The sequence below is a fragment of the Sphingobacterium sp. CZ-UAM genome, from assembly GCF_002000245.1.
GTDB lineage: Bacteria > Bacteroidota > Bacteroidia > Sphingobacteriales > Sphingobacteriaceae > Sphingobacterium.
The window spans coordinates 259,576-274,744 of record NZ_MTCM01000006.1; the positions used below are offsets into that span (position 1 = coordinate 259,576).

The 15,169-nt window shown below is 41.6% G+C and carries 7 protein-coding genes; all 7 read right to left on the reverse strand.

Features of this window, described 5'->3' with window-relative positions; all coding sequences use genetic code 11:
- Positions 1-29 precede the first annotated feature (29 nt).
- A complete protein-coding gene (locus BWD42_RS20470; RefSeq protein ID WP_077438256.1) occupies positions 30-1,364 on the reverse strand; it encodes a DUF5125 domain-containing protein in 1,335 nt (444 codons plus the stop codon).
- An 11-nt stretch (positions 1,365-1,375) separates the two neighbouring features.
- Positions 1,376-2,848, reverse strand: a complete 1,473-nt coding sequence (locus BWD42_RS20475; RefSeq protein WP_139351227.1) for a glycoside hydrolase family 30 protein — start codon at positions 2,846-2,848, stop codon at positions 1,376-1,378.
- A 36-nt stretch (positions 2,849-2,884) separates the two neighbouring features.
- Positions 2,885-4,405 (reverse strand): RagB/SusD family nutrient uptake outer membrane protein, encoded by a 1,521-nt coding sequence (locus BWD42_RS20480; protein WP_077438258.1) that lies wholly within the window; start codon positions 4,403-4,405, stop codon positions 2,885-2,887.
- 10 nt (positions 4,406-4,415) lie between these two features.
- Positions 4,416-7,388 (reverse strand): SusC/RagA family TonB-linked outer membrane protein, encoded by a 2,973-nt coding sequence (locus tag BWD42_RS20485; RefSeq protein WP_077438259.1) that lies wholly within the window; start codon positions 7,386-7,388, stop codon positions 4,416-4,418.
- A gap of 243 nt (positions 7,389-7,631) precedes the next feature.
- Complete coding sequence (locus BWD42_RS20490) at positions 7,632-9,161, reverse strand: DUF6377 domain-containing protein (protein ID WP_139351228.1); 1,530 nt, start codon at positions 9,159-9,161, stop codon at positions 7,632-7,634.
- Positions 9,162-9,438: 277 nt separating this feature from the next.
- Positions 9,439-13,989, reverse strand: a complete 4,551-nt coding sequence (locus tag BWD42_RS20495) for an efflux RND transporter permease subunit (RefSeq protein WP_077438261.1) — start codon at positions 13,987-13,989, stop codon at positions 9,439-9,441.
- A gap of 11 nt (positions 13,990-14,000) precedes the next feature.
- Complete coding sequence (locus tag BWD42_RS20500) at positions 14,001-15,107, reverse strand: efflux RND transporter periplasmic adaptor subunit (protein WP_077438262.1); 1,107 nt, start codon at positions 15,105-15,107, stop codon at positions 14,001-14,003.
- Between the last annotated feature and the right edge of the window lie 62 nt (positions 15,108-15,169).

Consider the following 15,169-nt stretch of genomic DNA (forward strand, 5'->3'; position numbering starts at 1 on the left):
ACCTGGGGACTGAAAAATCAAAAGACAGATTATTTTGGTGCAACTGTAAGTACAGCTTTTTTATTACCGGCGGATAAATCCAGCATAAATTGATAGGTTTTTCCAGCGTCTAAGGTTTTACCCGTTTTGATACCCAGGTTTCCGGAATCACGTCCATTTTTACCGTCACCGATAAAAATCAGATCGCTCGGGGTTGTTACATCCGCTCCGCCAAATTCGCCACCCCAGCCTTTCTGATGGAAAAACTTAAAGTTGATATTATCGGTGTTGATAGACTCCCCAGCCTTTACTGTAATTTGGTACTTCTTATTCCCCAATGGGACTAAACAAAGTGCCTTATCTGTGTTCCAGCCCACCTGATTGTTGGATACCTTTGGTTTTCCAATACCTTCTCCAATAATCCATACAGCTCCAGTACCATCTTCCTGCAATTTAGCAAGGTCATTTCCCGCCATCGCTTCGACGACAAAATACTTTAGCGCAAAATCAGCCGTAATCCGGTATTTTCCATTAATGCCATTAAATGTAATGCTTCCATCGGCTGACTGGCTAAAGAAATCCGGATCAATCCACCAATCTTTCAAATCTTCGATACCATCGATCGTGACCGAATTACCTTTGGTCATATTCAGTTCCGCTCTAAAATGTGTATCATCAAGACGATTAAAAACCGTACCGTCGATCGCGTAGGCGATAATAAAAGGTGATGCCTGATAAGTCAAGGTATTAAATACGATACTATATACACCAGAGGTTGAATTTGAGAATGGAATATCCAATATGGATCCGAGTGAAATGGCATTATTGACCCATCCAAAAGTCATGTTATTCCCCTGCTCACCAACCTTTGGCGCCTGAATATACCCTTTAACGGAAAATGGAAAATTCTCCTTGGCGGCATATTGATTCCGTCCAGTTTTCTCCATCCGATAAGACTTTGATTCAGTAACCAAAGTGAGGTAAGGAAAGTCCGGACGGCTTAAATCTACTTCAAAAGACTGTTCAGTCTTCTTCTGACTAATATTCTGCAGAACAAACTTAAGCGTCGCTTTTCCATCTGGGATGTCTTTCAAAAAAGGGACATAAATTTTTCCACTATACTCGCCATTCTCTTTTGTACGGATCGTCGTTTCGTTAACTTTATCATCTGTAAAATATAATTGAGCTTTCAGCGTGGACAAAGCGACTTCGCTATCCGATACACGAACATTAAAAACCAAACTATCACCAAAATGAGCAGCAGAAATAGCTGATTTCAATTCAATTTTGGGATCGCCGATTTGATATACATATTTTTCATCCTTTTTACAGGAACTGACAACAGCTACTGTTCCCAATAGTATATTGATGAGATATCTTTTCATAAGCCCATTATTTAGTTTTTCCACCGATAAGAAACTATTGAATTCGCGGGAACCTCATAGCTAAAATGATTTTTACCATCTGCCAGCGTAATTTTCCGATTATCACTCGATTCATTCAACAATACCACAGCATAGGTTCCGTCCGTATTTTTAAAGGCACTATAGACTAATCCTTCAGCGGTATATCCGGTAGCACCAATGCGAGTTGCCCCAGGCTTCACTACAGATGAAAGTTGACCTATAATATAATAATGCGAATTGCGTGTGATACTCTTGTAATTTGACTTGCTAATATCAACAGCGCCATAACAGGTCTGACAACCGCCCTGGCGATTTGGCCCTTTATCGGTATCCAGCATCAAATTCCAAACAATAACCCCCTTACTCCAATTATTTACTGTTCCCAACGCTACTTCGCGCATATCCTCCATCAAACGCTTGTCAAGGTTACGCCCCTCATTCCATTCGCCAATGGATGTTTCTGTAAAGACTAATTCTTTATCTGGTCGCTGGTTATGAATATCGATGAGCTCGGCTTTATCTCCACCATAGTTATGGTAGGCAGCGCCAGCGATAAAAGAAGCAGCGCCGGAGTCATTATAGATTTTGATCGGATAATCTTCCTGATCGGCCATATTATCATAATTATAATTATGGTCGAAAGCATAGATCTTTGTCGTTATATTTGCGGCCTTTAACTGAGGTCCCAAGGATTGTTTGATAAATGCCTGCTGTTCCTGCCATGACATGTACATTGAAGCAGAATTTTTTCGATTCAATGGTTCGTTTTGAACAGTAATCGAATAAATATTAATGCCCTCTTTTTTCATTGCCTGAATCCATTGCACAAAATACCAGCCGTAATCCTGATAGTATTTTGGATTTAATTGTCCACTGGTCCAGGAATCGAAAGGCCTTAGATCAGTCAGATTATTGACCTTCATCCATTTTGGTGGAGTCCATGGTGATCCCATAATTTTGATGCTCGGATTGATGGCCAGGATTTCCTTCAGCACAGGGATGACATATTGGGTTTCTTCTGACTGAAGTCCAAAATTTTCCTTTCCTTCTTTGTCCCAACAGGTATACTCACTCAATGAAAAATCCGAACAACCGATAGCAATACGGATATAGCTCATGCCTATTCCATCTTTATCGGAGAAAGTCTCGGTAAGAAACTTCTTCCGATCTTCCTTACTCATTTTCATCAGGTTGTAACATGTTGAACCGGTAATAGCCGCACCGAATCCGTCCATTGTCTGAAATTTTTGAGTGGGATTTAAGGTAATTGTATTCGGCGACATATTAAACTTTGTGCTAAAGTCGACGTATTTTCTGGTCAGATCATAGGCGCGCTTTGTATTGGTCATTACCACAGTGACATCGCCAGATTTTTTGATATCATCACCTTGTGAAGGTACGAAGCTATCACGGTTACAAGATGTTGCTGTGATCAAACAGGACAACAAGAATGTATATATCATAGTGTTATTATTACGTTTCATAAACAATTAAAATAATTAGTATCCTGGATTCTGAACTAAGTTAGGATTCTGGTCAATTTTCGGCTGTGGAATCGGCAGACGGTAGGAATTCTTTGTGAACGGATATACCTGCGCCTTTCTTCCTGAATCCTTCGCATACACGGCATTCATGACTGCTTCTACTTTCTCCAAACGGACCAAATCAAACCAACGCTGTCCTTCGAAGGCCAATTCCAGGCGGCGTTCTTTCAGATATGCTTCCAATAAAGCATCTTTATTGGACCGAATTCCCGCAGGTAATTTCGGTAATTTTACACGTGCACGGATCTTATCAATAATGTCAGCTGCTCCGGAAAGATCTGACCCCAATTGGATCTTGGCTTCGGCCTTTAGCAATAAAATATCGGCATAGCGGAGTTTGACGATGCTATTCAAGCCCGAACGCAGCTTGAACATAAAAGGATAATGGTTTGAGGGGTAATAGTTGCTCCAGGTTGTTGTATAATAAACAATGGATTGCGCCATCCGAATTTGATCTGCTTCATTCGTATATGCCTGAATCAAATCGCGTGATGGTGTGACCCATTTGGCCCAGGTAAATGCATTGTCGTAATTAGACAGGTCGCGGCCAAACATCCAGGTCGCCCAGTTGCCCGATCCAGGCATAAATTGCGCCTCTAAAATTGATTCTTTGGTATTTCGTTGCGCTAAATCGGTCTTTGCCGTATTCAATTCATAGAGATCTCCGTAATTAGGATTTAACTCAAAACCATCTCCAGCCAATGCGTCCGCATACTGAATAACTTTATTGTAATCCCGGAGGGGCTTTTCGGCATAGAGTTTGGCCAACATTGCCCGGGCGACAGACTTTGTAAACAAGGTTTTATTTGCATTGTTGTTGACCGGGGCATCAACCAGAGCCTCCAAAAGATCCTTCTCAATCTGTTTATGCGCTTCCTCTTCGGTCGCCTGTTTGGGGAAATATTCTGGATATACTGCTTCGATATTTTCCGCGGTAATATCTTTTCCCTGTGTTGTGATTACCGGAATGGATCCAAATATGCGCACCATATCAAACATTGCCAACGCCCGAAAGATTTTACCCTGTGCCTTATAGACTTTGATGTCCGCATCACTAATGGATTTATCCGCAACACTATCGACATTGATGATTAAACGGTTGGCTCGCGCAATATCTTCGAGATAACGCGCCCAATCGCGATCAATAACGGAATTAGATCCCTCAATAGAATTATTCTCAAAGGGTACAACTTCGGCTCCTGTTGTTCCTGCGTACGCATTGTCCGCATGGGAATCACCGATCAGTAATAGATCCAAATACCAATGCTCTTGCCTATCGCGCATCTGTTGGTAAATCCCCGAAAGAAAGTTATCAACCTCGCTTTTATTTTTAAAGACGATCTGTGTTCCATTTTCAGTTTTACCTTGGCTCACATCTGTATAACTGTCCAGAGGATCACGATTTAGCGAGCAAGAAGCCAGCAGCAAACCTGTCACAAACAAAGGTAAAACGTATTTAATATTTGTTTTTTTCATCACAATTCAATTAAAATTCTACATTTACACCAAGTACAAAAGATCTATTTTGCGGATAAGTCCCCCAATCGAGACCTTGTACTCTTCCCGAATTTCCCCACTGGTTTACCTCCGGATCCATACCTGAATATTTAGTTAGGGTAAATAGGTTGCTGGCGGAAAAATAAGGCTGGATCTTTTGAATTCCAATCTTTTTCAATCGTTCAGGTGCAATGGAATAACCCAATGAAATATTTTTTACGCGCAAATAGCTTCCATCTTCCACAAAATAAGATGAGTTTCTGATATCAAAGCCTGCTTTAGGCACATGTGTAATCTGTCCCGGGACGCGCCATCTATCGAGTACAACTGTCGTTTGATTACGGCCATCATACATGCCCTCGGTTTCCATTCGGCTCGCATTGAAAATATCATTACCATAAGTGCCCTGAAGAAATATACTTAAGTCAAAATTTTTCCAGGAAAAGTTATTTGTCAATCCATATACAAATTTAGGATTGGGATCTCCAATATAAGTCAGGTCGGAAGGAGATGTTTTGCCATCAGCATTCAGATCTCTATACATCAATTCGCCTGTCTCTGGATTTACACCATCGGAGATATAACCGTAAAATCCACCTAAAGGCCTGCCAGGCTCATTCCTAACGACCGTTGCATTGACTAAGTTATTTGTAACCGCATCGTTGTAGATTTTTGTAAAGACCAGTTTATCGAGACGGTTCTTATTAAAGGAAATATTGAAATCTGTATTCCATGTAAAATCGCCTGTAAGATTTTTGGAGCTGATGCCAATCTCAAATCCTTTATTGGTCATCTCCCCCTCATTCCGTTTGATTGTACTCGCCGAAGAAGAGCCTGTAGGCAAGCTCACTTCCATCAACATATCTGTTGTTTTTTTATGGTAGTAGTCTAAGGTCAGGTTCAATCTATTATTTAATGTAGAGAAATCAATCCCCACATTTGCCTGAGTGGTCGTTTCCCATTTTAGATCTGTTGCTCGCAATGTAGTCGAATTCCCAATATTTGGCGGAGAATATTGGTATTTGTCCTCAAACCAAGGTAAGCGCTGAATTACATTGAACGATAGATAAGAATAGTCGCCAAGTCCGGATTGGTTACCGGTCTGGCCCCATCCGCCACGTATTTTCAGATCATTGATCCAGTCCACATCTTTCATAAAATCTTCTGCGGATAAGCGCCATGCGGCTGACACCGAAGGAAAATATCCCCAACGACCAGAAGGGCTTAATTTAGACGATCCATCCGCACGCATATTTGCAGTTACAAGATATTTTCCATCGTAATTGTACATCGCACGGGCAAAATAAGATAAGATAGCCCAATTGGACGCTCCTGATCCTGTTCCATTCCATGAAATCTTATTTGCAGCATTGAGTGTCTGAATAATTCCGTTAGCATAGTTGGAACCATAAATATAACTATTGGTATATTTTGAATCGGTCCAGGATGAACCCGCCATCGCCTCCAAGCTGTGTTTTCCGAAGCTTCTGCTATAAGTCAGCACATTATCCCAGGTCAATACCGTGTTTGTGTTTCGGGCATCGGAAGCTTCTCCAAACTGATTTCTACCCTGTTGTGTAATCCAGGGATCTAAAAATGTTGTCAGTACGCCCGATCGTCTGTCCATTGAAAATGAAGACTTCCAGGTTAAATTGGGCATAAAGGATATCAAAACACTTCCTGTCGCCAATAACCTATTCTCACGATTATTGTTATTCTTGGTTCGTTCAAGATTTTCTAAAGGGCTGTTGATATTTAGCCCATTAAAATTGGTGTTGTACCGATCGGGGAACAAAGGATCCCATATAGGTGCATAAGTTGGTGTATTGATGATCGAAGTAACTACTCCACCCCGATTAGATCCATTACCTGATATAATTCCGTTGGTATTGTAATCCGCATAAGATATATTAGCGTTAACCTTCATCCATTTTTTTACCTGATTGTCTATATTCGCTTTGAAGTTATAGCGTCTAAAGAATGAACCTTGCAGCGTGCCTTTCTCAGTCAGATAGCCCCCACCCAAATAATAGCGCAATTTTTCATTACCATCAGAGATTGATAACTGGTAATTCTGTTGAACTCCGGTTTTATAGGTTTCCTTAAACCAGTCTGTTTGATCAGTAAGCCCTTCTGGCAGTTTAACATAACCTGTCTCCTCCATCAATTCCTTGTATTGCGCGGTATTCAATACTTTTACGGTATTATTTACGACATTTGCTGTCGCCTGCGCTCCCAAGGTAATTTTAGCTTCCCCTGCTTTTCCGGATTTTGTGGTCACAAGAATAACACCATTTGCTGCGCGCGACCCATAGATAGCCGCAGAAGAAGCATCCTTTAAAATCTGGATGTCTGTAATATCACTTGGCGATAGAAATTTGATGTCCTCAACAGGTAATCCATCGACAACATAAAGGGGATCGTTTGATCCATTGAATGATGTTGTACCCCGGACTTTAATTGACATTTCCCCTCCTGGTGCTCCATTGGGCTGGATCACCGATACACCGGCCGCCTTGCCTTGTATAGCCTGTCCCAAACTTACGACCGGCCTCTTCTCCAAATCTTTGGTTGATACAGAAGATATTGCAGTAGTTACGTCCTTCCGTTTTACGGCCCCGTAACCAATGACAATAACATCTTCAAGGACATTAGTCGCAGCGTTTAGCTGAACAGTCATGGTACTATTGGCGGACAACTCTTTGTTGTCATAGCCAATAAAACTAAATTGAAGAATACTGCCTTGTGAGGCCGAAATCTGGAAACGACCTTCTCCATTACTGGAAACTGCATTGCTGGTGCCCTTTTGTGTGATCGTTACGCCAGTGAGTGGTTTTTGATCCTGGGCATCCAGCACCCGCCCGCTGACCTGAATACGGTCCTGTGCAAATACCGAATTCAACCAGGCACACAAGAAAACCAGCCCCATGGAAAAGGTTACTTTTCGAGTAAAGTAAATCATATGAAATAAAAAATTGGTTATTGTTTTGTTTTTGGTTATTCCAAATTGCGAGGAGTTTCCCCTGCTCCATCGCTCAAAACAAAACTAGCAGGACCCAGACAGGGAAAAAAGTGCCGGTACTTAAAAAGTACCCGTAAAAAATTACAAACAACTGAAAAACAATACTTTTGGAAAATAAAAGCAGGATAAAAAGTACTAAAAAGAGATAGATTTCATTTCTGTATTATTACTTTTCTGGTAGTTTCACTGCTTATTAAGCCGATCGATGGTTGCAATTTGACAAACTGAAGCCTCAAAGGTATCCCGATTGCCGGCGGCTTTGTTGCGTACTTTGGTTCTGTAGTTGTAAACCGTGCGCAGGGAGTACCTCAGGAAACTGGCGATCTTAACGGAGTCGTCTATGCCTAAACGAATCAGTGCAAAAATACGCAGTTCTGTATTGAGCAATTCGCTTTTCTTCGGATATATCTTCTCGTCCTCCTGAAGAAGTGCATTAAATTCGTCAACAAATGTGGGATAAAGATTTAAAAAGATCCGATCAAAATTGATATACAGTTGCTGTATTTCTCTTTCCTCCATCTGCGTTGATTTCAATTGTTCACGAAGTGCTTCCCACTGCTGATTGCTTGCCTTCTTCAGCAAAGCCTTTCGTATATCCTCCATTTTGTCGATATAACTTGAACACATATCAAAAAATTGCGCAATATATTCTTCTTTAATGTGATTGGACTCGGAGAGTTTAAGATTCGTTTGATTGATTTCACTGTTCAACGCGCGTAACTGCTGATTGGTTCCGGACAATTCGGATCTGATTCTACGCAGATGCTGTACTTGACGATAAATCACAATCAATCCAATAATAACACCGATCAACAAAAAACTGACCACAACAATCAAGGCAATCAACTGTTTATTCTGACTATTGATTTTCTGCTGATATGCAGCATTAATGATCGGGTAGGAAGAAGTACCCTCGATAATGCGATAACGAACTTTACATTGCATTGCGTCATCGATTGCCTTTTCAATATAGCGAAAGGCACGATCAAAATCCTGTTTATCATAGTAAGTTAGTGCTAGATCATGAAATGACGCATTGTCCCGATTTGCCATTTCAATATCCGCACTTGCCGACACAGTCAGATAATAAAGTTGGCCGGCCGCATTTTTTTCGTATTTATAGATCAAACTGATAAAATAGGACAATAAGGCCCGCTGTTCGAGGTCTTTTTGATTTTGTTTCCAAAGGTCGAAAAATTGTTTTTTTGCATCTTCCCGACTGCCATTAAATAAGGTTTTTATCGCCATGGTCGTCCGGTATTCCAAGGAAGATTTCGGCAAAACCTGTAATAAGGAATCCCTATAGCGTTCACTTGCCTGATAATACTCCTGACGATTGTTACTTTGCCCATAATGACTATAAAATGAACTATAGGTATCGTAATATTTGGCTAAAAGTTTATTGTCAAGTCCTGCGGAACTAATCTCATTCAACAATTTTGATGCTTCAATATAACGCCCGACTGTCGAATAAACCCAGGCTAAATCAAGTTGAATAACCGTATGAAGTGAATCATTATTAGGTGGAGCTAATTTTTGGCAAAGTTTGATATAGCGAAGTGCAGCATCGGAATCAAACTTCTTATAGTTCTGAAAGATTTCGTAATTCTTTTGAAAAAAGCGGTTTCTATCAGTTTCAAGTGCCTTCGCTTCCTGTTTTAGTTTATCCAGCTTGTCTTCCCGATTTTTAACATACATCTTCTGATTTTCCATTAGATATTCTAAGCGATGAAAAATCTCGGTACTATCCGAATAATCCTGAGCAGATAATAAACAACTCAAATGAAATAGAAAAATGAAAACAAAAAAACGCTGCAACATAATAAGGCTCGGTTCAACATCATCAAAGCTAAACTACATAAAAATAACAATAAAAAAGAGGACATCTCACGACGGCCTCTTTTTCTGCCCCTATTAGGGGCCTAAGAATTAACAATTTAATTCTTTATCGCATGAAAAATAGTTTTCTTATTTTTATTCAAAGGTGGATTTATTTCCACCCGCCACCTAAAGCTTTGTAAAGTAAAATCTGGTTAAGGGTATTTTCTTTCTCCAGTTCCACTTTTCCAATCTGAGCTTCTAGGGATTCCTTTTGCGCTGTAACCACATCCAGTGATGTCACACGGCCAGCGATAAACAGCTCCTGCGCCGCTTCAATAGAAAGGTCCAAGGCTTTTACATGTTCGTCTACAAATGTTCTACGTTTACTGATTGCCTCCTGGGTCATAATCACATTAGAAACTTCATTATAGGCGTTCACAACAGCTTTTTCATAGTCTAGAAAAGCGATTCCGTAATCGGCTTTTGCAACTTCATACTGTGTCTTCAATTGCCGTTGATTTAATATAGGCAGCGTGATCCCTCCGAATAAATTATAAGCGATGGATTTGTCCAGATTAAACAATTTGTTGAAACTGAAACTCTGCAAACCGATAAAAGGACTAATGGCCACCGAAGGCAAAAAAGCCAGTCGTGATGCTTCCTGACTATTTGAGGATGCCATCATCTTCAGATAGGCTGCTTTGATATCCGGACGCTGGTTGACCAGATCGTCTGGCGTCCCGAAGGCCATTGCATGGTATAGACTTGTGTTCTCAACGTATTCACTGCGCTTGATAGGTTGATAATACCTTCCCAGTAATCCGTTGATATGATGTTCCCAAAGCGCAATTTCCTGACTTAATTTCTCCTTAGCAGATTTAGAGTTTGCCAATAATGCTTTAAACTGCTGAACAGACAGTTCTGTGGCATAACCGGCATCTTTTTTTACCTCCACCACTTCAAGCGCATTGGTATGCAGTTCAATATTGCGGTTATACACCTTGATCTTTTGATCTAAAGCCGTTAACTCATAATAGGCAGTCGCGATGTTGGATACCAATTCCGTTTCCAACAGGCGTTTTCCCTCCTGTTCAGCCAAAAAGCCAAAATAAGCAGCTTGTTTTTGGCTTTTTAATTTACCCCATAGATCGATTTCCCAAGAAGAACGAAGTCCGATGAAATAATCAGGAATAAATGGTTCAGGCAGCTTTTCATCACTTTTTAAATTATCTGAAAAGTTTGAATCATAGTTACCGATCCCTGATTCCGTATAGTGACCATACTTACGTATCCCGCCCTCGACAGCGGCTTCGACTGTAGGCCCCAATGCTGCTTTCCGCTGTTTAAAATAAGCTTGTGCAGATTCCAGTCGTAAGATGGATTGACGGACATCGATATTATTCTTCAGAGCGGAATCAATCAATGCGACCAGATGCGGATCCTTAAAGATTTCCCGCCAGGATCGATTACCCACATTTACGCTATCCATGGCAGTCCTTTCTGAAAAAGTCGTTGGTACGGCTACTTTTTCAGGCTGCGCCGCCTTCTTAGGGACGGAACAACTACCGAAAAGAATGAGCGCAGCGATCACTAGTGAAGTCTGTTTGATGACCTGTTTTTTATTCTCTTTTTTCGAGAATAAGATGACCAGCCCCGGGATAACAATAACTCCTAATATCGTCCCAATAAGCATCCCGCCGACCGCAGCTGTACCAATACTTCGGTTACCCAAAGCTCCGGCACCACTAGCCATCATCAAGGGAATCAATCCGGCAATAAAGGCAAATGAAGTCATTAAAATAGGACGCAAACGAGCCACAGCACCTTCAATAGAAGCTGTTACAATATCCATTCCCTGTTTATATTTTAAATTAGCATATTCGACAATTAGGATGGCATTTTTACCCAAAAGACCAATCAGCATGACTAAAGCTACCTGGGCATAAATATTGTTTTCCAAGCCAAAGACTTTCAGGAAGATAAAGGCGCCAAAAATTCCGGCTGGTAAACAGAGTAGAACCGGCAGCGGCAATAAAAAGCTTTCGTACTGGGCGCACAACAACAGGTAAACAAATAATAGACAGAGCGCAAAAATATATAGCGCCTGATTTCCTGAAATCTTTTGTTCGCGCGTCATTCCGGACCATTCAATGCTATAGCCTTGTGGCAAAGAAGAAGCAATCTTTTCCACTTCTTCGATTGCTTGTCCCGAACTGAAACCCAGTGATGACTGGCCAGTGATCATGGCCGAGCTAAACATATTGTAGCGCGTAATCTGTTCAGGGCCATAGATACGTTCCATGGAAATAAACGCATTATAGGGTACCATCTCGCCGGTTTCATTCTTGACATATAGCCTGAGGACATCTTCAGGTCGTTGACGGTACTCCGGTCCAGCCTGCACCATCACCTTATACATCTGTCCGTAGCGAATGAAATTTGTCGCATAGAGACTGCCCATCAAGGTCTGTAAGGTATTCATCGCATTTTCTACGGATATACCTTTCTTTGCAGCCATGTCATAATCCACTTTGAGCATATATTGTGGAAAGTTAACGTCAAAACTGGAACTGATATCCTGGATAACTTCACTTTTTTCCATATCCTCCATAAACTTCTCCAATACCTCTGCGGTCTTATTCAGATCCTCATTACCGCTACGGTCCAACAAGCGTAATTCAAATCCGGAAGAGTTACCGAAGCCAGGAACCGTAGGTGGCGGGAAAAAATCAATCTGCCCATCGACAAAATCTTTCGTTTTCTCCCTTAGTTCTTTGATCACATCATCCACCGTCTGATCACGTTCTTTCCAGGGTTTAAGGTTGATCATTCCCATCCCATAGGAAGCACCCGATACCTCGGTCACGATACTATACCCTGATAAAGTTGAAACCGTTTCAACAATATCCAGTTTACGTGCGACGGAATCGATCTTATCCAACACACGTTCGGTACGATCCACCGTAGCCCCTGGAGGCGTAGTGACAGCGACATAGATCATCCCCTGATCTTCCGTCGGGATAAACCCCGATGGCAATATAGCGCTACTCCCCCAAGTCGCTACGAAGAATCCTCCCAGCAATAGTAACGTAAGTCCGCGCCGCGCACTTGTTTTCACTAAGATTCCTTTATATCCGAAAGCTGTGCGGTCATATATCGCATTGAATTGTTTAAAGAAACGATCTAACCAATTATTGGAAGGTTTACGGTCGTGGGGTGACCGCAGGAAAAGCGCACATAGTGCTGGTGTCAATGTCAAGGCATTTATACCTGAAATCACAATGGCAGCAGCCAAAGTCAGCGAAAACTGTCGATAAAATATCCCGACCGGACCGGAAAGAAAAGCAACGGGTACAAACACCGCTGACATGACCAGCGTGATCGCTACTACAGCGCCCCCCACTTCTTTCATTGCCTCTAAGGTCGCCTCCATAGGCTGCAAATGTTCTTCCTCCATTTTGGCATAGACGGCCTCTACGACCACAATACCGTTGTCGACCACGATGCCGATGGCCAATACCAAGGCAAATAGCGTTAACAAGTTGATCGAAAAACCTAACATCTGCATGAAAAACAAAGCACCGATCAGACAGACCGGAACCGCTAGAATCGGGATAACAGTCGCTCTAAAATCCTGTAAGAAGATAAACACGACAATGAAAACCAATAGAAATGCTTCCAACAGGGTTTTGATCACCGATGAAATAGAAGCATCCAAGAAACGGGAAACATCATAACCCATGGTATAAGTCATACCTGCTGGAAACGAAGTCTGTTTCAATTCCGCCATCCGATCTTTTACCCGTTGAATAACTTCTTGGGCGTTTGATCCGGGGAGCTGTTTTAACATGATCGAGGCAGATGGCCGACCATCCGTCTTAGAAACCATTTCATAATCCAGGGATCCGAATTCAACATCGGCGACATCCTTAATACGGATAATCGAACCATTTGAATTTGCGCGAATAGGCACATTGGCATATTCATCAATTTCTGTAAACTTTCCAGGGTAACGCAATACGTATTGTTGCATATTACGCATTTTATCGGAGCTGATACCTGTCTGCCCAGGAGCAGCTTCAATATTCTGTTTACGCAAAGCAGCAACCACATCTTCCGCAGAGATATTATAGGCTGCCATACGATCGGGCTTTACCCATACACGCATCGCATAGTCGCGCATACCCATAATCTGAGCGAGACCTACCCCTTCAATACGTTTAAGTTCCTTCAGGATATTGATATCGGCGAAATTATAGATAAAGCGTTCGTCAGCAGTTTCGTCGTCGGTAAAGACATTCAGGTACATCAACATGGAGTTGACTTCTTTCTCTGTTGTTACACCGGCTTTGATAACTTCCTCGGGCAATTCATCGAGCACTGTTGTCACCCTATTCTGAACATTGACCGCAGCAATATCTGGGTCCGTTCCTACTTCGAAGAAAATCTGTATCACCGTACTTCCGTTATTGGTCGATACGGAGTTCATGTAGGTCATACCCGCCACACCATTAATTGCTTTTTCAAGTGGGATAGCAACGGCATTGGTACTAACTTCAGCGTTTGCACCGGTGTAATTAGCGTTCACAACTACCGATGGAGGAACGATATCCGGGAATTGGGTAATCGGCAACGTAAATAATGCCAGTAAACCCAAAAGTGTAATAAAAACTGATATGACCAGCGATAATATGGGTCTTTTTATAAATGTTTCAAACATAATATCCTCCGCTACAGCTTCCTCAATTTTGGATTAATCTTCATCCCGTTACGCAAATTTTGCACACCTTCATAAACCACTTTAACATCCGGATCAAGGCCGCCGTCAACAATGTAATAGTGACCTACACGAGGCCCTGCAACGAAAGGTGTCATCTTGACTGTACTATCGGCCTGCATGGTATAAACATAGGTCTTGTCCTGTATCTCAAATACTGATTTCTGGTGTACAAATGCATGTTCTCCCGTTTCCATAGGTACGGCAATCTTACCGGTTGCACCGTGCTTCAGAATATGTTCCTTATTTGGAAATTGTACACGAAGTGCAATAGATCCTGTATTTGCCTCAAATTCACTTTCGACAATATGTGCTACGCCTTCATGTGGATATAATGCTCCATTTGCCAAAATTAATTTCACCGTTTTGCGGGTTTCCTTGCCATTCATTTTATCCTGCATCATCGTCAGATACTCCCGTTCTGAAATATCAAAATATACGTTAACCTGGCTTAGATCGGAAATTGTTGTGATGAGACTTCCTTCGGTCAGGAGTGATCCTTCCTTCAATAGAATCCGATCTATCCGACCATCAAAAGGAGCTTGGATAACCGTGTAATCGAGTCTGGTCTGGGCCTGATTGACCAAGGCACGGGCTTCCTCAATTTTAGAATTCGCGGCTTTCAACTGAATTTTCAGAAGATTATATTCCGATGAGCTCACAATATTTTTATCCACCAACTTTTGGGTTCTTTCCATTTCTAGCTTAATTTTTTGGGCTTCAGCAATGGAATTATCATATTGCGCCTTTGCTTTGGCAAGCTCGGAGCGGTACTCTTCGTTATTATATCTGAACAAAACCTGCCCTTTCTTTACCCAGGCGCCCTCATCTACGTAGATTTTATCTAGAAATCCATTTAGTTTGGAGCGGATCTCGACATTTTTCAAAGCCTGAATATCAGCGATATACTCCTGATACACTGTAGTATCCATTACAACTAATGGTGTAATTGGGATATTTTTAATTTCTTTGTTTTGCTCGGCATTAGCATTGGAGGAGCGACAAGAAGCCAGCATCCCTACCGCGCCCAATAACAGGCACAGTGCAAATAATTTTCTCATAGAAACGATAAAAAATAAAATGTAAAACTGGATGGGAGCTACAATAATATTGTAAAGGGAAA